General features: G+C 63.8%; 18 protein-coding genes and 1 riboswitch. Of the genes, 9 read left to right on the top strand and 9 right to left on the bottom strand.

What is annotated here, in order from left to right; all coding sequences use genetic code 11:
• Positions 1 to 50: 50 nt before the first annotated feature.
• Positions 51 to 773 carry a YdcF family protein gene (locus tag AC1D0N_RS19020; RefSeq protein ID WP_477246535.1) on the top strand — a complete coding sequence of 241 codons (723 nt, stop codon included), beginning with the start codon at positions 51 to 53 and terminating at the stop codon, positions 771 to 773.
• A 16-nt stretch (positions 774 to 789) separates the two neighbouring features.
• On the opposite strand, the gene AC1D0N_RS19015 is transcribed toward AC1D0N_RS19020, so the two are convergent.
• Positions 790 to 1413, bottom strand: coding sequence for a pyridoxamine 5'-phosphate oxidase family protein (locus AC1D0N_RS19015; RefSeq protein ID WP_477246533.1), 624 nt, complete (start codon positions 1411 to 1413; stop codon positions 790 to 792).
• A 114-nt stretch (positions 1414 to 1527) separates the two neighbouring features.
• Here AC1D0N_RS19015 and AC1D0N_RS19010 point away from each other — a divergent pair, with 114 nt between their 5' ends.
• Complete coding sequence (locus AC1D0N_RS19010; protein WP_477246531.1) at positions 1528 to 2439, top strand: LysR family transcriptional regulator; 912 nt, start codon at positions 1528 to 1530, stop codon at positions 2437 to 2439.
• Positions 2440 to 2541: 102 nt separating this feature from the next.
• Positions 2542 to 3342: a lysophospholipid acyltransferase family protein gene (locus AC1D0N_RS19005; protein WP_477246529.1), complete on the top strand. Its 801-nt coding sequence runs from the start codon at positions 2542 to 2544 to the stop codon at positions 3340 to 3342.
• Positions 3343 to 3351: 9 nt separating this feature from the next.
• On the opposite strand, the gene AC1D0N_RS19000 is transcribed toward AC1D0N_RS19005, so the two are convergent.
• From AC1D0N_RS19000 to AC1D0N_RS18990, 3 genes are all read right to left on the bottom strand, one after another.
• Positions 3352 to 3969 carry a LysE family translocator gene (locus AC1D0N_RS19000; RefSeq protein WP_477246527.1) on the bottom strand — a complete coding sequence of 206 codons (618 nt, stop codon included), beginning with the start codon at positions 3967 to 3969 and terminating at the stop codon, positions 3352 to 3354.
• 83 nt (positions 3970 to 4052) lie between these two features.
• On the bottom strand, positions 4053 to 5000 hold the full coding sequence (locus AC1D0N_RS18995; RefSeq protein WP_477246525.1) for an aldo/keto reductase: 948 nt from the start codon (positions 4998 to 5000) through the stop codon (positions 4053 to 4055).
• Positions 5001 to 5110: 110 nt separating this feature from the next.
• Entirely contained in the window at positions 5111 to 5632 is a 522-nt protein-coding gene (locus AC1D0N_RS18990) for a gamma-glutamylcyclotransferase (RefSeq protein WP_477246523.1), read from the bottom strand.
• A gap of 150 nt (positions 5633 to 5782) precedes the next feature.
• On the opposite strand from AC1D0N_RS18990, the gene AC1D0N_RS18985 reads away from it, so the two are divergent.
• Both AC1D0N_RS18985 and AC1D0N_RS18980 read left to right on the top strand, forming a co-directional pair.
• A complete protein-coding gene (locus AC1D0N_RS18985; protein ID WP_477246521.1) occupies positions 5783 to 6781 on the top strand; it encodes a DUF2125 domain-containing protein in 999 nt (332 codons plus the stop codon).
• A 9-nt stretch (positions 6782 to 6790) separates the two neighbouring features.
• A complete protein-coding gene (locus AC1D0N_RS18980; RefSeq protein ID WP_477246520.1) occupies positions 6791 to 7735 on the top strand; it encodes a sugar kinase in 945 nt (314 codons plus the stop codon).
• 121 nt (positions 7736 to 7856) lie between these two features.
• Here the strand turns inward: AC1D0N_RS18980 and AC1D0N_RS18975 are convergent, their stop codons facing one another.
• Entirely contained in the window at positions 7857 to 8792 is a 936-nt protein-coding gene (locus tag AC1D0N_RS18975; RefSeq protein ID WP_477246518.1) for a prephenate/arogenate dehydrogenase family protein, read from the bottom strand.
• Positions 8793 to 8797: 5 nt separating this feature from the next.
• The gene (hisC, locus tag AC1D0N_RS18970; protein WP_477246516.1) at positions 8798 to 9907 is read right to left on the bottom strand and encodes a histidinol-phosphate transaminase; all 1110 of its coding nucleotides are present in this window, start codon (positions 9905 to 9907) and stop codon (positions 8798 to 8800) included.
• 154 nt (positions 9908 to 10061) lie between these two features.
• Positions 10062 to 10139: riboswitch (SAM riboswitch) on the top strand.
• A 73-nt stretch (positions 10140 to 10212) separates the two neighbouring features.
• Between hisC and metX the strand changes: the two genes are divergently transcribed.
• From metX to AC1D0N_RS18955, 3 genes are all read left to right on the top strand, one after another.
• Positions 10213 to 11382 (top strand): homoserine O-acetyltransferase MetX, encoded by a 1170-nt coding sequence (gene metX, locus AC1D0N_RS18965; protein ID WP_477246514.1) that lies wholly within the window; start codon positions 10213 to 10215, stop codon positions 11380 to 11382.
• Positions 11379 to 11993, top strand: coding sequence for a methionine biosynthesis protein MetW (metW, locus tag AC1D0N_RS18960; protein WP_477246513.1), 615 nt, complete (start codon positions 11379 to 11381; stop codon positions 11991 to 11993). The genes metX and metW overlap by 4 nt, the downstream gene beginning before the upstream one ends.
• A 347-nt stretch (positions 11994 to 12340) precedes the next feature.
• The gene (locus AC1D0N_RS18955) at positions 12341 to 13276 is read left to right on the top strand and encodes a glycosyltransferase family 2 protein (protein WP_477246511.1); all 936 of its coding nucleotides are present in this window, start codon (positions 12341 to 12343) and stop codon (positions 13274 to 13276) included.
• A 26-nt stretch (positions 13277 to 13302) separates the two neighbouring features.
• On the opposite strand, the gene AC1D0N_RS18950 is transcribed toward AC1D0N_RS18955, so the two are convergent.
• The 3 genes from AC1D0N_RS18950 to AC1D0N_RS18940 all read right to left on the bottom strand — a co-directional run bounded on the left by AC1D0N_RS18950 (position 13303) and on the right by AC1D0N_RS18940 (position 16918).
• Positions 13303 to 14097: a DUF1194 domain-containing protein gene (locus tag AC1D0N_RS18950; RefSeq protein ID WP_477246509.1), complete on the bottom strand. Its 795-nt coding sequence runs from the start codon at positions 14095 to 14097 to the stop codon at positions 13303 to 13305.
• An 84-nt stretch (positions 14098 to 14181) separates the two neighbouring features.
• A complete protein-coding gene (locus AC1D0N_RS18945) occupies positions 14182 to 16008 on the bottom strand; it encodes an ABC transporter ATP-binding protein/permease (protein ID WP_477246507.1) in 1827 nt (608 codons plus the stop codon).
• A 121-nt stretch (positions 16009 to 16129) separates the two neighbouring features.
• Positions 16130 to 16918 carry a class I SAM-dependent methyltransferase gene (locus tag AC1D0N_RS18940; RefSeq protein ID WP_477246631.1) on the bottom strand — a complete coding sequence of 263 codons (789 nt, stop codon included), beginning with the start codon at positions 16916 to 16918 and terminating at the stop codon, positions 16130 to 16132.
• Positions 16919 to 17033: 115 nt separating this feature from the next.
• Here AC1D0N_RS18940 and gloB point away from each other — a divergent pair, with 115 nt between their 5' ends.
• Entirely contained in the window at positions 17034 to 17801 is a 768-nt protein-coding gene (gene gloB / locus AC1D0N_RS18935) for a hydroxyacylglutathione hydrolase (RefSeq protein ID WP_477246505.1), read from the top strand.
• Position 17802: the final 1 nt, after the last annotated feature.

Genomic DNA, 17802 nt, shown 5'->3' with positions numbered 1-17802 from the left:
ATGTGCGCTTTTTTACCTACCAAAGGCCGCATTTCAGGATTAACCATAGGATGATGGACGCGGATTCGACCGGAACGGTTGGACAGATGCCAGTGGTGGTTGCCCGTTCGCATGAACGCGGCAGGCTGAGCCGTTTGATGGCCGCGTTGCGTATCTCACTTCTCTGTCTGCTTCTGCTGGTAGCCCTGTTTGCCGGCGGCTTCGGCTGGTTTGCCAACACGGTCAGCCATCTGACGACCCCGGCCAATCCGGCAAAGGCCGACGCCATCATCGTGCTCACCGGCGGCCAGTCGCGCCTCGACGCGGCGATGGAGTTGCTCGCTTCAGGCAAGGGCGCGCGGCTGCTGATCAGCGGCGTTCATCCCTCTGCCAGCCGCCGTCAGCTCCAAGCCGCGACCGGTGGCGACAAGGCGCTGTTTTCCTGCTGTGTCGACATCGACCGTGCCGCACTCGACACCATCGGCAATGCCGAGGAAAGCGCCAAATGGGTGGAGAGCCACGCCTATGGCACCGTCATCCTGGTCACCAACAACTACCACATGCCGCGCAGCCTGCTGGAAATGGGCCGGCTGCTGCACGGCGCCAAGCTCGAACCCTATCCGGTGGTCAACAGCAACCTCGACAATGGCGGCTGGCTGACCAAGCCGGAGGCGCTGCGCGTGCTTTTGACAGAATACAGCAAATATCTGCTGGCGCTGGCACGCGGCATCGTACCGCTTCGCCAGACCGCTGACGGCATTGCGCTGGCCGAGGTTTCAACGGCCAAGGACTGAGCCGTACTGACAGCCGTTACCTGGCGCCCGATGCGCCACGCAGGCGCGCGAGTTCCTGCTCGAGGCGTTCAATGCGCCTGTCCCGTTCGGCAAGTGCTGCCGCCACGTCGGCGGCCTCAAAACGCTGCGGAATATGCTGCGGGCAATTGGAATCCCAGGCCGAGACCGTAAACAGGATGACCTGCTCGGGACGGGCCTTGTAGTCCTGCGGCATCAGCTTCGCCAGGAGCTCGGCGTCATCCTCGACGACGCGCGCCGTGCCCCAGATCTTGATGCGCTGCCGATGGGCATAGTCGATCAGGAACAGGAAGGCCTGCGGGTTGTCGTTCAGATTGCCCTGGGTGATAAATTGCTTGTTGCCTGAAAAATCCGCGAAGCCGATCGTGTGCGCGTCGAGCACTTTGAGGAAGCCGGCCGGCCCGCCGCGATGCTGGATGTAGGGCTGGCCGTCGGCATTGGCGGTCGACAGGAAAATACTGCTCTGCGCCTCGATGAAGGCTGCGAGATCCGGTGTGATATCAGCCTGCCACCCGCCGCGCTCCTCGACGCGGGCATAGGCCTGGCGCGAGCCCTTGCGGGTCTGAATCGCCTTGATGGTCGGCGTAAAGGCGACGTCGCTGGTGAAAGCGTGAGCGTTCATGGAAGCCTCCTTCAAGGCCGAACTGCCGGCCGTTACACGCCACAGATAAAGCCTTCCATCTTTCGGATGTAGATGGCATATCTGTAACCTATTCTTCCATTTTTCGGGAGAGTCATGGATCGTCTTGAAGCCATGTCGCTTTTCGTCGCCGCGGTGGAGGCCGGCAGCCTGTCCGCCGCCGGACGCCGTTTCGGCGTGCCGCTGGCGACGGTCAGCCGCAAGGTCTCCGACCTGGAGCGGCATCTGAAGACACGCCTGTTGAACCGCTCGACGCGTCAGCTGACACTGACCGACGCCGGTCACGCCTATCTTGTCGCCTGCCGTCGCATTCTGGGCGAGGTCGGCGAGGCCGAGCGCATTGCTGCCGGCGAATACAGCGCCCCGACAGGCGAGCTGATCATCACCGCACCGATTGTCTTCGGCCGCCTGCATGTGCTGCCGGTGGTCACCGAATTCCTCGCGGCCTATCCCGATGTGAATGTGCGTCTGACGCTTGGCGACCGGATAAGCCAGTTGATCGAAGAGCATATCGATCTCGCCATCCGCATCGGCCCGCTTGCCGATTCGAGCATGGTCGCCATTCGTGTCGGTTCGATCCGGCATGTTGTTTGCGCAAGCCCGGCCTATCTGGCCGAGCACGGCACGCCGAAGACGCCGAACGAGCTTGCGGCACACAGCTGCATCACCTTCGAGGGGCTTGCCTCTCTCGCCACCTGGACCTTCCTCGCCGACAAGACGGAACTCACGGTTCCGATCCGTTCCCGGCTTCAGGTCAACACCGCCGAAGCGGCGATCGATGCCGCGATTGCCGGCGTCGGCATGACGCGTGTGCTTTCCTACCAGATATCAGCCGCGGTGCGGTCGGGCGCGCTCCATCCCGTGCTGGAGGCGTTCGAGCCCGAGCCGTGGCCGGCGAGCCTGGTCCATGCCGGCCAGGGCCTGTTGCCGGTGAAGCTGCGTGCCTTCCTCGATTTCGCCGCCCCGCGCCTGAAGCAACGGCTGGCCCGGGCGGCATGGCAGGGCTGACAGCGGTTCATTGCAGGACGGATTGATCCCGGCCATTGCGACGTTTCCTTTTTGCCCGCGCTTGGTGTAACCAACGCACACCTCCTCACCGGGCCTTCCTGCATGCTCTATTTCCGCTCGCTGGCGTTCAACTTCGTCTTCTATGTCAGTCTGATCGTCCAGATGATCCTGTGGACGCCCTACTATTTCCTCTCGCCGCGCCATCGCGCCTGGTTTGTGCCGAAATTCTGGTCGCGCACCAGCCTGTGGCTCTACGCCAAGATCGCCGGCACCAGGAGCGAGATCACCGGCCAGGAAAACCTGCCCGAAGGCTCGTTCATCCTGGCGCCCAAGCACCAGTCCTTCTGGGACGCGATCGCCTTCTTCCCCTTCCTGCAGGACCCGCTCTACATCTTGAAGCGGGAATTGACCTGGATCCCGTTCTTCGGCTGGTACATCTTGAAGATGCGGATGATCCCGGTGCATCGCGGCAGCCGTTCCAAGGCGTTGAAGGCCGTGGTCGCCGCGACCAAGGAGGAGTTGGCGCGCAATCCCCGCCAGTTGATCATCTATCCCGAAGGCACGCGCCGGGCGCCGGGCGACGAACCGTCCTACAAATACGGCATCGTCGAAATCTATGCGCAGCTTGGCATTCCGGTGGTGCCGGTCGCCCATGTCGCTGGCCTCTATTGGCCACGCCGGAAATTCCTGCGCTTCCCCGGCACCATCAAGGCGCGCTTCCTGCCGCCGATCCCGCCTGGCTTGGCCAAAGACGAGTTCATGGAACGGCTGATCGGCGACACCGAAGCCGCCTGCGACCAACTGCTCATCGAGGCATCTCAGGCACCGAACGCGCCGCCAATGCCGCCAACGGCGGTGAAGCGGCTGGCGGAACTTGGCGCGGCCGCAAAGGCGAAAGCCTGAACCGCGCGCTCATCGCCACACCGCCAGCGCGGTAGTCAAAACCAGTGTCGCCGCAAACACCAGATTGATGATCCGTGAGGCCAACGGCTGGCGCAGGAAGCGCGCAAACGCTGCCCCGGCGAGAAGCCACAGCACATGGATGGCGACGATCATCAAGGCGAGCACCGCCAGCCTGGCGGGAATACCGAGATCCCCGCCGTTGGCCCCCGAAGACGTGCCTAACACGGCGGCGATCGCCACATAGGCTTTCGGGTTGGCGACGGCGAGAAGAAACCCGCCGAGGAAAGTCGGGAGCTTGGCCCCGCCCGTGCGTTCCGCCAGCGGCGGTGCCGTCGCTATCTTGAACGCGAGATAGAGGATGTAGGCTGCCGAAGCGATAGCCAGCAGCGGCGCCAGCTTCGGCATTGAGGCGAGAACGGCCATGACGCCCCCCGCCACGATCAGCAGCACTCCCATCGTGCCGACGATGATCCCCGAGGTATAGCGGAGCGATTGGCGCAGGCCGAAAGCAGCGCCGATGGCGGTGACGCTGATCGTCGCCGGCCCGGGACTGCCCATGACGACAGCCGCCGCAAGCACCAGGGCCAGCAATTGCTGCCACGTGTGGGAAAGAACCTGACCGGCCATCTGCTTTGCCCGCATCCTGTCTGGATGCGGACGACGATAGAACCAGGCAGCGCCGGACGTCTTGAACGATTGTGCAGTCCCGGCTACGCGCTGGCTCTGTCCAGCTCGGCCATGTCTTCCGCACCCAGCCTCAGCGACGCGGCACGGACGAGGCTGTCGACCTGGTCGAGCGTCGTGGCGCTGGCGATCGGCGCTGTGACGCCGGGCCGCGCCATCACCCAGGCGAGCGCCACTTCCGCCTGGCTGGCCGAATGCCGCGCCGAGACAGTGTCGAGCGCGGCGAGGATGCGCATGCCGCGCACATTGAGATAGTCCTTCACGCCACCGCCGCGCGGGCTTTTGCCAAGATCGGCCTCGCTGCGGTATTTGCCGCTCAAAAACCCCTTGGCGAGACCGTAATAGCTGATGACGCCAATGTCCTCCGCGAGGCAGATGTCGCGCAGCGGACCATCGAAGGATGAGCGGTCGTAAAGATTGTAGGCAGGCTGCAGCACTTCGTAGCGCGGCAGGCTGCGCAGGCTCGCGACATCAAGTGCTGCGCGCAACTGGCCGGCGTCGAGGTTGGAGGCGCCGATGTGGCGGACCTTGCCCTTGGCCAGCAGCTTCTCATAGGCGCCGAGCGTTTCCTCGTAAGGCGTGGTCGGATCCGGCCAGTGCGACAGATAGAGATCGACGACATCGGTCTGCAGCCGCTGCAACGACGCATCGATGGCCTTTTCGATATAGGCCGCGGAGAGGTCCTTCTTGCCTTGGCCCATATCCGAGCCGACCTTGGTGATGACGATGACCTGATCGCGGTTGCCGCGGCTCTTCATCCATTTGCCGATGATGGTTTCGGACTCGCCGCCCTTGTTGCCGGCAGCCCAGCGCGAATAGGCGTCCGCCGTGTCGATGGCGTTGAGGCCGTTGTCGAAAAACCGGTCGAGCAGGTCGAACGAGGTTTTCTCGTCGGCGGTCCAGCCGAAGACGTTGCCGCCCAGAACCAGCGGCGCGATGGAAAGGTCGGTTTGACCGAGGCGGCGTTTCTGCAAGACTGAACTCCGTGGTGCCGGGAAGGATCGGGGGAAAGTCCGGAGACCTTACCTAGGTCTTGCCGCGCCGAGGTCAAAGGCCTGCTCGCCTTTTCCAACGGGCCAGCGCTTCACAAAGGCGCGACCCGCCGCGCCACCTCTTCCAGCCAGTGATCGCGAATGCCCAGCGCCTCGAGGTGTTCGAGCGTGCTCAGCACATAATCCTCATTGTTGCCGGACTGGCCGACGGCGCCGCGCACCACGGCCGCCGCATGCGCCGCGTCGAGCGCGCCGGCATATTGCTCATGCTGGCGGTCGACGATGTAGGCCACCGCCTCGACCGTGCCGCCGCCGTCGAGGCGAACCTTGAGCGTGCGCTCAAGATAGACGCTGGTGACCAACTCGCGCTCACGCAGATAGGCAATGACTTCGTCACGCAGATCGCCGGGAACACGAAACGCCAGGCCGATGCAGGAGCCGCCATGGTCGAGGCCGAGCACCAGCCCCGGCCGCTCGCGCGTTCCACGATGCACGAAGGAATAGACGCAGAGCGAGCGGCGATAGCCGTGCAGGCGCGCGCGCCGTGTCTCGACATGCGCGAACCCCGGCCGCCAGATCAGCGAACCGTAGCCAAACACCCAAAAATCGCCCATATCGCCGCGCCTGATTGCAAAAGAATGCCAACACCGCAGGGAATCGGTGTTTTTCCGCCCGTCCCCGTCTACCTATTCGTCTCTGTCTACCTGTTGGTGTCGGAATCGAAAGTCCGTCCACAATACCCATGCGTTAATGAGAGCCAAAGCATGACGTCAAGTGACGAACGCCAACCAAAGTCCCGCCGCGGCCTGTTCTGGCTTGTGGCGTTCATCGTTGTGTTGTTTGCCATCTATAGCGGCGGCTGGTTCTATCTGGCTGACCAGGTAAGAACCGAGGCCGACAAGGCCGTTGCCACACTCAACAAGAATGGCGTCGAAGCTGATTGCGCCAATCTCCAGGTCAGTGGCTACCCGTTGAGCTTTGTCATTTCCTGCGACAACCTTGCCTACGAGGATGAGGCCAAGAACATCGCGGCGTCGGCCGGCAGTTTCAATGCCATTGCCCAGATCGTCCAACCCTTGTCACCGTTTGCCAATCTGCGCGGTCCGCTCAGAACCTCCGTACCGGGCATGATGCCGCTGTGGATCGACTGGGACAACCTGCAGGCCAACGTCAAACTATGGTATCCGCTGCCGCAGCGCGTATCGCTGCAGGCCGAGGGCCTGTCCGGCCAGACCGACCCGGCCGACGATACCGACCCGGTTTCGTTGTTCAGCGCGGGGACCGCGGCGGGAGAGCTGCAGCCCGATGGCCAGGACATTGGTTATGTCGGAAGCTTCACCGACCTTGAGATCGATGCCGGCGCGATCGGCGGGCGTGTGCTGCCGGCGCTCGACGGCAGCGGCGACGCGACGCTGAAGAACGGCGTGGCGCTGATCAAGACCGAGGCAAAAAGCCTGCGCGGCCAGGCGGTCGACATCCGCAAGCTCGATCTGTCGTCGGGCACCGCGCGCATCACCGTTTCCGGACCGGTGTCGGTCGATGCCGACGGCCTTGTCAACGCCGACCTGACGATCAGGCTGAAGGACCCGAAAGCCGTGGCGGCAATCCTTGCCACCGCCATTCCCGAGCAGAAGAGCCAGATCGAACAGGGTTTTGCCGCACTCGCTTTGCTCGGCAACGAACCGTCGATGCCGCTCAAGGTGGTCAAGGGCAAGGCTTCGTTCGGCTTTATCCCGCTGGGCAAGATCAAGCCGGTCGAATAGCAAAGTCCCATGAACAGACCTGTGAAGCTCCTCAGCGTTGGCGCACTGACGCTCGACACCATCCTTCGCGTCGACACGCTGCCCGCGCATCAGGGCAAATTCATCGCCTCGGACGGCGTCCAGATCGCCGCAGGCATGGCGTCGAGCGCGGCCTGCGCCGCACGCCGCCTCGGTGCCGAGGTATCGCTGTGGGCCAGCGCCGGCGACGATAGCGTCGGCGATCAGCTGATCGCCGGGATCGAAGCCGAGAGCGTCGATTGCCGTTTTGTCCGGCGCGTTGCCGGCGCGCGGTCGGCGTTGTCGGCCATCCTGGTCGACGCGCAGGGCGAACGCATCATCGTGCCTTTCTACGACCGAAAAGCGCAGGCCGATCCCGAGGCGCTGCCCGACGCCGACCTTGCTGCATTCGATGCCGTGCTGGTCGATGTGCGCTGGCCGGGTGCGGCAGCCCTTGCACTCGCGGCAGCGCGCACCATCGGCCGTCCGGCCATACTGGACGCCGACACCGCGCCTCTGGACGTGCTGGAACGCCTGTTTCCGCTGGCATCGCACGTCGTCGCCTCGGAGCCGGCGGCGCGCATTCTGTGCGGCAAAGCAATGGACCCGGAGACCGCCTGCGCCGAGCTGGCGCAGCGCATCGATGCCTTTGTCGCGGTGACCGGCGGCGCGGCAGGTACCTGGTGGTTCGACCGCTCGGTCGGCACCGTGCGTCATGTGGCGGCGCCGAGCATCAAAGCGGTGGACACGCTGGCCGCCGGTGACGTGTTTCACGGCGCCTTTGCCATCGGGCTGGCGGAAGCCATGCCGATCGAACAGGCCCTACGCTTTGCCAGCGCCGCCGCCGCGCTCAAATGCCTGCGCTTCGGCGGCAGGCTCGGCGCGCCCGACAGGGCCGAGACGCTGGCGATGATGGCGGCGACGTGGCCGACATCCGGACAAGGCAAAGGGAGCTGAGATTCAGGTCAGGCCGAGTCGAAAATGGTTGATGCCGAGAACCGGAGCGGAGCGTACTTTTGGGTACGTGAGCACCGGAACCGCAGGTATCAGCCATTTGCAGGCCGGCCTCACCTGAATATCAGTTCCCTTTGGGGTGCTCGACCGCCTGGCGACCAAAGTCCGGCACATCGATGTCCTGGCCGGCCTCGATGATCGAGCGGCGGACGGCGCGGGTGCGGGTGAACAGGTCGAACAGCTTTTCGCCGTCGCCCCAGCGGATCGCCCGCTGCAGCGAAGCGAGGTCCTCCGAGAACCGCGCCAGCATTTCAAGGATGGCATCCTTGTTGTGCAGGCAGACGTCGCGCCACATGGTCGGGTCGGAAGCGGCGAGACGGGTGAAATCGCGAAAGCCCGAGGCCGAATATTTGATGACTTCGGATTTGGTCACCGACTGCAAATCGTCCGCGGTGCCGACGATGTTGTAGGCGATGATGTGCGGCAGATGCGAGACGATGGCCAGCGTCATGTCGTGATGCTGCGGGTCCATCGTGTCGATGTTGGAGCCGCAGCGCCGCCAGAATCCCGAGAGCTTTTCCAACGCCGCCGGATCGGTGTCGGGCAGTGGCGTGAAGATACACCAGCGGTTCTCGAACAGATCGGCGAAACCGGCATCCGGTCCCGACTTTTCAGTACCGGCCAGCGGATGGCCGGGAATGAAATGCACGCCGGCAGGCACATGCGGCTGCATCTGCGCGATCACCGATGCCTTGGTCGAGCCGACATCGGTGAGGATGGCGCCCCGCTTCAGCGCCGGCGCGATTTCTTCCGCCACAGCGCCCGAAGAGCCGACGGGCACCGAAACGATGACCAGATCTGCATCGCGGACCGCTTCTGTCGCATCCGTGCTGTAGGAGTCGCCGAGGCCAAGCTCTTGCGCCCGCGCCAGCGTCGCGGCACTGCGGGTCGAAATAGCAACGTGGCGGGCGAGGCCTTCGCGGCGGATGACGCGGGCCAGCGACGAGCCGATCAGGCCAATGCCGACCAGTGCGATCTTTTCGAACATCGGTGCGGTCATTTTTTCTAACTTTTCAGAAACGTCGAAAGAGCGGCAATGACGCCGCGATTGGCCTCTTCGGTGCCGACGGACATGCGCAGCGCGTTGGGAAAGCCGTAGCCGGAAACGCGACGCAAAATATAGCCGCGTGCTGCCAGATAGTCGTCCGCCGCTGCGGCCGAATGCGCCTTGTCCTCGGGAAAGTGGATGAGGACGAAATTGCCGACGCTCGGCGTCACCCGCAGCCCAAGCCTGGTCAATTCCTCGCTCAGCCAGGCCAACCAGGTTTCGTTATGCGCCACGCTGCGCTGGACGTGGTCGCGGTCGCGGATCGCGGCAATGCCGGCCTCGATCGCCGTGGCGTTGACGTTGAAGGGACCGCGTATGCGGTTGATCGCGTCGACGATGTGCATCGGGGCGTACATCCAGCCGATCCTGGCACCACCAAGGCCGATCTTGGAGAAGGTGCGGGTCATCACAACGTTCTCGGCGCTGCCGACCAGCTCGATGCCGGCTTCATAATCGTTGCGGCGGACATATTCGGCGTAAGCCGCGTCCAGCACCAGCAGCACATGCTTGGGCAGGCCGGCATGCAGGCGGCGCACCTCCTGGAACGGCACATAGGTGCCGGTCGGGTTGTTGGGATTGGCAAGGAACACGATTTTCGTGCGCGGCGTGACGGCCGCGAGGATTGTATCGATGTCGGCGCGGTCGTCGGTTTCCTTGACCACAACCGGGACGGCGCCGGCCGACTGGATGTAGATCTTGTAGACCATGAAGGCGTGTTCGGTGATGACGGCTTCATCACCGGGAGCCAGATAAGTCTGCGCCAGCAGGCCGAGGATCTCGTCGGAACCGTTGGAGCAGATGATGTTTGCCGGGTTGAGGCCATGCACTTCGGCGATCGCTTCGCGCAGCCGCCTGGCGGTGCCGTCGGGATAGATGTCGAGCTTTCCGGCAATCTCGCGCGCCGCCTCGATCGCCTTCGGCGATGGCCCGAGCGGGTTCTCATTCGACGACAGCTTGTGGACCTTGGCGACACCGGCGGGCGCCGTGCTTTTGCCCGGCACATAGGCTTCGATGTCCATGATGCCCGCGCGCGGGGTTGGACGTGCCTGATCCGGTCTCTGGTTCATCTTCGCAATATCCGTCGAGAGTATTTCGGCTGGCGAGAACACTTCCGCCGGCAAGCCGCAGCGGAAATACAAGCCGTGGCCCGGAATGTCGAGAGGTGGCAGTGGTGCGGACGGCTGGCCGTTGACGTCGGGCCGCGCGAGTTCTAGAAGGACGCAACAGTTCCGTGGTGATTTGGCCGGTCGGCTTGCAGCCACGTTAAACAACTTGCTAAAGGGCCGTTTGCATCCTGTAACCGGCTTTGCGACGGCAATGCCGGTTTTTTGTTGTCCGCGACCGGCCGGACGACCGATGTAAGAGAGACGTGATGGCCGCTCTGCGCGCTGCAAAAACCAACAACGAGGCCGACGCACCGTCGAGCCCGGTGTTGCGTTTCGGCGCCGACAAGCCGCTCAAGCTTGACGCCGGCACGCTGTTGTCGCCGTTCCAGATCGCCTACCAGACCTACGGCACGCTGAACGATGCCCGCTCCAACGCCATCCTCGTCTGCCACGCACTGACCGGAGACCAGCATGTCGCCAACACCAATCCGGTGACCGGCAAGCCCGGCTGGTGGGAAGTGCTGATCGGCCCGGGCAAGATCATCGACACCAACCGCTTCTTCGTCATCTGCTCGAACGTCATCGGCGGCTGCCTCGGTTCCACCGGCCCCGCCTCGACCAATCCCGCCACCGGCAAGCCCTACGGGCTCGACCTGCCGATCATTACCATTCGCGACATGGTGCGCGCGCAATTGATGCTGGTCGACCATTTCGGCATCGAAAAGCTGTTTTCGGTGCTCGGCGGCTCGATGGGCGGCATGCAGGTGCTGGAGTGGGCATCGAGCTATCCAGAGCGCGTTTTCTCGGCGCTTCCGATCGCCACCGGCGCCCGCCATTCCTCGCAGAACATCGCCTTCCACGAGGTTGGCCGGCAAGCGGTGATGGCCGATCCGGACTGGCATGGCGGCAAATATTTCGACTTTGGCGCGCGCCCGGAAAAGGGGCTGGCGGTGGCGCGCATGGCCGCCCACATCACCTATCTGTCGGAAGCCGCGCTACACCGGAAGTTCGGCCGCAATCTGCAGGACCGTGAAGCACTGACCTTCGGTTTCGATGCCGACTTCCAGATCGAGAGCTATCTGCGCCATCAGGGCATGACCTTCGTCGACCGCTTCGACGCCAATTCCTATCTCTACATGACCCGTTCGATGGACTATTTCGATCTCGCCGCCGACCATGGCGGACGGCTGGCCGACGCCTTTGCCGGCACCAAAACACGCTTCTGCCTGGTGTCCTTCACCAGCGACTGGCTGTTCCCGACCGAGGAGAGCCGATCGATCGTGCACGCCCTGAACGCCGCCGGCGCGTCCGTATCCTTCGTCGAGATCGACACCGACCGCGGCCACGACGCTTTCCTGCTCGACGAACCGGAACTGTTCGCTGCCATCAACGGCTTCATCGGTTCTGCCGCCCGCGCAAGGGGGCTCAGCGCATGAGCGTCAACCGCGCCCAGCGCGTCGACCTCGAAGTCGTCGCCGATCTCATCCCGCCGCTCTCGCGGGTGCTCGATGTCGGCTCCGGCGACGGGCTGCTGCTGGAATTGCTGCAGGACAGCAAGCAGGTCGACGGTCGCGGGCTGGAACTGTCGCAGCGTGGCGTCAACGAATGCGTGGCGCGCGGCCTCTCGGTCATCCAGGGCGACGCCGATAAGGACCTCGAATTCTATCCCGACAAGGGCTTTGATTTCGTCGTCCTGTCGCAGACCTTGCAGGCGACCCGCAACCCGAAGCTGGTGCTCGACGAGTTGCTCAGGATCGGCAACCGCGCCATCGTCTCCTTCCCCAATTTCGGCCATTGGCGGGTGCGGCTGTCACTGTTCCTCAATGGCCGCATGCCGGTGACCAAGGACCTGCCCTATTCCTGGTACGACACGCCCAACATCCATTTCTGCACCATCCGCGACTTCGTCAATCTCTGCGACGAACTCGGCGCGACGGTCGAAAAGGCAACCGCGCTCGACGCCAACGGCCAGAAGATCGGCCTGTCGATGCCATGGTGGTTCTGGAATTTCTTCGGCCAGCAAGCGGTGTTCCTGCTGAAGCGGTAGTCTTTGCCTATCCCAAAACGTCCGTAGCTTTGTGGTCAACGTCGTCGACAAAAACCACGGCGGACTCCGAATCGCCGGTGCGCAGCGCCAGGATCTGATAGGCGGGCGAATGGTACCATCCGCGCACCACGTGGTTTCGGGATCTGCCAGCCGGCAGGCGGTGTTGCAATTGAGGCGCTGGCTCGTGGAATTCGCCCTCTCGGACAGGCCCCGCATCAACACTTTGTGATGACACCATCGCTTCTTCTTTGTAGCGTTCGAAGCGAATGCGATTCCGGGGCGGGCATTAGAAGGCGACCATCCGAGCAATTCGATCCTCGCAGGACCCGGGGCATAGCGGAAGCGACATGCCCAGAAAGACTGATCGAGCGCCTCTCATCACGGTGATCACGCCGACCCACAATCGGCGCGATCAGGTTGTACGCGCCGTGGAAAGCGTGCTGGCGCAGAACGAGACCCGGTTCGAGCACATCGTCGTCGACGACGGCTCGACCGATGGAACGGAAGCGGCACTGGCCCGGATTCACGATCCGCGCCTGATCTATATCGGCGCCAAATGGCGGGGCGCCAATGCCGCCCGAAATGCCGGCATCGAGCGCGCGCAAGCGCCCATCGTCACCTTCCTCGATTCCGATGATGTCTACTTGCCGGATCGGCTGCAGCGAACGCTGGCGCGCTTCGAGGAAAATCCATCGCTCGAAGTGCTGATCAGTTCCTTCGTGTCGGTCAAGGGCGGCCGCAGCACCAGATGCGTCAACCGCGAAGCCTTCCTGGCCCGAAACGCGTTCGAAAGAGCTTTGGTCGCGCAGACCATATTCATCGCCGGCACCGCGATAACGGCCACGCGCGAATCGCTGCTGGCAATCGGCGGCTACGACAGCGACATTGTGCGCATGCAGGATCGCGAGTTGCTGCTGCGCTTTGCCCGGCGCGGCGGCGCGCTGCTGTCCGAGGATATCGACTGGAAAAAGTACAATTCGGAGAATTCGATTTCCGGCCGGCGTGACGGCTATGTCGAAGCCTACGCAAACCTGATGGGCAAGCACCCTTATATCGTCGACCGCTATCCCGACATTCCCCCCTACATGATCGCGCGGCAGATCATCGCCGACGCCATAAAGGGCAGGGTTTCGCAGGCATTTGCCGGTTATCTGGCCAACCGGTCGGCCAAAACGCTTGGTTATTCGCTACCGCAGCTGGTGCGCGGCTACGTCGGCGGCCGCCGCTGGCGCCGCGATGTCTACGATGAATTCCGCGACAAGTATGGCGCGCGGCCGGCCTGAATTGTCACCCGAATAGCATTGCAGCTTCAGCGATCAAGTTCCGGAAAAAACGGGTCGGAATAGAACCGCCGGTCGCGCTCGCCCTGCAGACAATCGATCGGAGCTGCCGCGTCGATCCGGATCGTCTTGGGATCGGAAACGCCGCTCACCTCGAGAATCAGCTTGCGGCGTATGGCGGTCGCGAACTCGGACGCCGCGTAGATCGGCAGCACGAAGGAGCCGGGGCCGCCGGTGACGCACTCGGCATAATACTGGTCGAGATGGCTGAAGGTCGGCGACGGGCTGATCAGGATCGGCAGGCCGTTGATGACAATGCCCTTTGCCACCGCCGCGTCGCGTGTCGACGTCACGGGCAGCCCGGTATTGTTGGGGCCATCGCCGGAAATGTCGATAACGCTGCGCGTCGCGTCGAATGCGGTTCCCTCGAACAGCCCGGCGCCGAAGGCCAGCGCGCCGGAAATCGAGGTGCCGCGAAAGCTTCGGAAGGGACGGGCTGCGATCTTGTCGGCGAAAGCGTTGGCGCTCTCGGCGCTGTCGATGACCTGCCAGGCGATGACACCATCGTCGCGGACGACGCTTGCCCATTCGAAATAGGCCAGCGCGACACGGCCCGTGCTGCCCGAACGCACAGCCTTGATGAAATCGGGGTGGCGCAGCGCCTCGACATAGCCGGCGCGCTGCAGGGCGAACTCCCTTTCGTCCATCGACTGCGAGATGTCGACCGCCAGCACCAGCTCGACATCCACGGCACTGGTAGGCGCGGCCTGCGCTGAGGCAGGAGCGCAGGCAAGGCAAGCAAGCAGGCTGAGTGCGTCAAGCATGGCCACAGGCTTTCCGAACGATGCCGGCAGTTTTTCCTGCGATCACGGCGAAATAAAGCTTGCCCAGCCTCTTCCGTCGCGAACCTATTTCCTCTTGCCGCGTGCAGCGGTCTGCGGTGGTGGCTCGATCGCGCCGGCCCGGACACGCGCAGGTTTGAGAGCCGATCCGGCGGTATCCTTCACGATCATCAGCGAACGCGGGAAAAACTGGCTGTTGTGCTGGCCACGGCCGATGTTGAGGATCGCAGCACCAGTGAGACGCTTCTCCAGCATCGCCAGCACCTGCCGCAGCGTCGCCCCGTCAAACGTGTCCAGCGCTTCGTCGATGATCACCCATTTCGGCCGCAGCAGCGCGAGCCTGGCAAAGGCCAGCAGGCGCTGCTCGTCATCGCTGAGCTCATGTTCCCAACGCGCCGAGCGGTCGAGCGAGGACGACAGCCGCGCAAGACCGACCTCGGCCAGCACCGCTGAGATGTCGGCATCCGCCGTGATGACGCCACCGGCATGGTTGAGCACTTCGCGCAGCGTGCCAAGCGGGAAATAGGGCGTGCGCGGAACGAACGCCGGCACTTCTGCAGCCGGCATGCCGATGCGCCCGCTTCCCCAGGGCCACAGACCGGCAATGGCGCGAAAGAACAGCGTCTTGCCGGCGCCCTGTTCTCCGGTGATCATGACGCGCTCGCCGACGCGGATTTCGACATGCGGCTCGGCGAGTTTCGTGCATCCCTCGGGTGACGACACCTGCAGCGCCTCGAATGTCAGGCTGCCGTCCGGGTTTTCGCCGAAGGCGATACGCCTTTCCGTGTCATGCAGCACATCCGTTTCAGCCAGCGCGATGCGGAAGTCGGCAACGCGCATCAGCGTCGCGCGCCAGTCGGCGATGCCGCCAATATTGTTGACGAACCAGCGCAGCGACGAATGCACCTGGTTGAAGGCGCCGACCGCCATCATCAGCCCGCCGAAGCTGATATCGCCGGCGAAATAGACCGGCGAAGCGACGAGGATCGGCGCCACGACGGTGATCCAGCCATAGGTGTCGGTCACCCAGGCGAGGTTGATCTGGGCGCCGTAGATACGCCGCATGGCGCCCAGCACCGTTCCAAGGTCGAGTTGAAGCTGGCGTTTGGCATCGGTTTCGCCATGGGCAAGCGCAATGGCGTCGACGTTCTCGTTGACGCGGACCATCGACGAACGCAGCTCCGCCTCACGCGTGTAGCGATCGCTGTTCAGGCGGATGAGCGGCCGGCCGACCAGCCAGCTCAGCCAGGAGGCGATGCCGGCATAAAGGATCGCTGCCCACACCATGTAGCCGGGTATCGCTACCGCATGATCGCCGAAGTGGAAGACGAAGCCCGAAGACAGCGACCACAGCACGCCGATGAACGAGGCTAGCAGGATGAACGACTGCAGCAGGCCGACGCCCAGATCGGTCGAAAGGTCGGCAAGGTGTCCGGCGTCCTGCTGCATGCGCTGGTCGGGATTGACGCCGATGGCGCCGGCATGCGCCAGCCGGAAGGCACGCGCCGGCCGCAGCCATTCATCGATCAGGTCGAGCGTCAGCGCCTCGCGCAGTTTCAGCCGGATCATCTGGTTGAGCCAGGTCTGGCCGACATTGAGCACCAGAAGCCCGCCGGCTATTGCCGCAAACACCATGAGCTGATGCAGGAAGTCCTGCATATCGCGCCGCGCCAGCGCGTCATAGAAGGGCTGGTTCCAGCGGTTGAGCAGAACTTGCCCGACCGCGGTTGCGACAATGACGGCAACGATGCCGAGGCAGGCCCACAGCAGTTGTTTGCGCACCGGTGAGGCCGTCAGCGCCAGCCTGACTGTCGCAATCTGCTCGCCAAGGCTGGTCTCGACCGGCGCGGCAACAGGCACGGCGCTGGCCTTGTCGTCCGGGTGATCAGCCATGGGTGAAGTCCTTGCGTTCAAAGGCGGTGCTGAAACCGGTCTCGGCGCTGCCGACATATGCCCTTCGATCGGGCGGCGAATTCGCCCCCGACAGATAGGGTGCGAGACAGCGCAACGCCGATCACGAACGCGTCACTCGCCCAGCCAAAGACGGTCCATCTCCGGCTTGCGACAGCCGGCCGAGCCTGGTGGCGCCTTGCGGCGACAGAACCGGCACGAAGACGCGGCGGGAGGCGCGCTGGGCCACCGGCACGCCCTGATAGAGCCGCTTCTGCGCCTCGACCACGATGACGCCGGAAAAGATCGGCCAGAAGCGCCGGCCGACGCGTTCCAGCACATTGTGGAAGCGCATCATGAAGCGCCGCCGCGATGGCGGGAACAACAGGGCTTCGGACCAGGCTGCCGGCGTGAAATTCGCTTCGCGCAGCAACTCGGTGAGCTGGCCGCGCGAGAACGGCCGGCCATTGCCGAACGGCGTATGCTCGAAACGGGCCCAGACGCCGCGCCGGTTGGGCACGACGATCACGACGCGCCCCGCGGGCGACAGCACCCGCCAGATCTCGTTCAGCGTCTCGCGCGGGTTCTCGACGTGCTCGAGCGAATGGACGAGCAGCATGCGGTCGATGCAGGAATCGACCAGCGGCAGTTCCTCGTCGAAAACCAGGGCGGTGGCGGTCGGCCCCGTCGCCGGCCAGACCACCGCGCCTTGCGTCGCCGGCATGAAGGCAAAGACCCGCTCGGCGTCGGTGCCGAAGCGCTCCAGCCACGGCAAGGTGTAGCCGAGGCCGACCAGCCGCTCGTTGGGCACGGCAGCCCAAATAGAGGACAGCGCCATGGCGATCGAGCGTTCGGCCAGGCGGCCGAGCGTGGTGGAGTAGAAGGAGCGGAGATCGACAATATCGGAATGCATGCGCGGGACGGTAGCTTCGATGCCGCCGAAGTTCAACAAAGGCGCCAAGTTCGACAAAGCCGGATGACATCGGCGGGCAAGCGCCCTATGTCTGCGGCGACAATGGAGAGAGACGATGCCGGTCGAAATCGAACAGTTCATGTGCCGCAGCGACAATTTCGGCGTGCTGGTGCATGACCCCAAAAGCGGTCAGACCGCGATCATCGACGCGCCCGAGGAGGCGCCGATCCTGGCTGCGATCAAGCGCACCGGCTGGGCGCCGACGATGATCCTGACCACCCACCACCATATCGACCATGTCGAGGCCAATCTGGCGCTGAAAGAGCGCTTCAAGCTGCGCATCGTCGGACCGGAGGCGGAACAGGCAAAGATCCCCGGCATCGACGAGACCGTCGAGCAAGGCTCGGTCGTCTACCTCGGCGAAGAAAGGATCGACGTCATTGCCACGCCCGGCCACACGGCAGGCCATGTCTCCTACCATCTGCCGGCGTCGAAAGTCGCCTTCACCGCCGACACGCTGTTTGCGCTCGGCTGCGGCCGGCTGTTCGAGTGCAAGCCGCCGGTGATGTATGATTCGTTGCAAAAGCTCGCCGCCCTTCCGGCCGAGACGGTCATCTATTGCGGCCATGAATACACGCTCGCCAATGCCCGCTTCGCGCTGACCGTCGACCCGACCAATTCGGCGCTGAAGGAACGCGCTGCGAAAATCGAAACCTTGCGCGCCGACAACAAGCCGACGCTGCCGACCACGATCGGTGAGGAGCTGTCGACCAATCCATTCCTGCGCTGGCACGATCCGGCAATCCGCAAGCACCTCGGCATGGAGACCGCCTCCGACGCCGACGTCTTCGCCGAGATCCGCAAGCGCAAGGACAATTTCTGAA

This window comes from Mesorhizobium sp. P2_E10, from assembly GCF_056404235.1.
This window is presented reverse-complemented; position numbering and strand designations above follow the sequence as displayed.

Coding starts and splice junctions, on each gene's coding strand:
- AC1D0N_RS19020 (WP_477246535.1), top strand. CDS start 51: ATGATGGACGCGGATTCGACCGGAACGGTTGGACAGATGCCAGTGGTG.
- AC1D0N_RS19015 (WP_477246533.1), bottom strand. CDS start 1,413: ATGAACGCTCACGCTTTCACCAGCGACGTCGCCTTTACGCCGACCATC.
- AC1D0N_RS19010 (WP_477246531.1), top strand. CDS start 1,528: ATGGATCGTCTTGAAGCCATGTCGCTTTTCGTCGCCGCGGTGGAGGCC.
- AC1D0N_RS19005 (WP_477246529.1), top strand. CDS start 2,542: ATGCTCTATTTCCGCTCGCTGGCGTTCAACTTCGTCTTCTATGTCAGT.
- AC1D0N_RS19000 (WP_477246527.1), bottom strand. CDS start 3,969: ATGGCCGGTCAGGTTCTTTCCCACACGTGGCAGCAATTGCTGGCCCTG.
- AC1D0N_RS18990 (WP_477246523.1), bottom strand. CDS start 5,632: ATGGGCGATTTTTGGGTGTTTGGCTACGGTTCGCTGATCTGGCGGCCG.
- AC1D0N_RS18985 (WP_477246521.1), top strand. CDS start 5,783: ATGACGTCAAGTGACGAACGCCAACCAAAGTCCCGCCGCGGCCTGTTC.
- AC1D0N_RS18980 (WP_477246520.1), top strand. CDS start 6,791: ATGAACAGACCTGTGAAGCTCCTCAGCGTTGGCGCACTGACGCTCGAC.
- AC1D0N_RS18975 (WP_477246518.1), bottom strand. CDS start 8,792: ATGACCGCACCGATGTTCGAAAAGATCGCACTGGTCGGCATTGGCCTG.
- hisC (WP_477246516.1), bottom strand. CDS start 9,907: ATGAACCAGAGACCGGATCAGGCACGTCCAACCCCGCGCGCGGGCATC.
- metX (WP_477246514.1), top strand. CDS start 10,213: ATGGCCGCTCTGCGCGCTGCAAAAACCAACAACGAGGCCGACGCACCG.
- metW (WP_477246513.1), top strand. CDS start 11,379: ATGAGCGTCAACCGCGCCCAGCGCGTCGACCTCGAAGTCGTCGCCGAT.
- AC1D0N_RS18955 (WP_477246511.1), top strand. CDS start 12,341: ATGCCCAGAAAGACTGATCGAGCGCCTCTCATCACGGTGATCACGCCG.
- AC1D0N_RS18950 (WP_477246509.1), bottom strand. CDS start 14,097: ATGCTTGACGCACTCAGCCTGCTTGCTTGCCTTGCCTGCGCTCCTGCC.
- AC1D0N_RS18945 (WP_477246507.1), bottom strand. CDS start 16,008: ATGGCTGATCACCCGGACGACAAGGCCAGCGCCGTGCCTGTTGCCGCG.
- AC1D0N_RS18940 (WP_477246631.1), bottom strand. CDS start 16,918: ATGCATTCCGATATTGTCGATCTCCGCTCCTTCTACTCCACCACGCTC.
- gloB (WP_477246505.1), top strand. CDS start 17,034: ATGCCGGTCGAAATCGAACAGTTCATGTGCCGCAGCGACAATTTCGGC.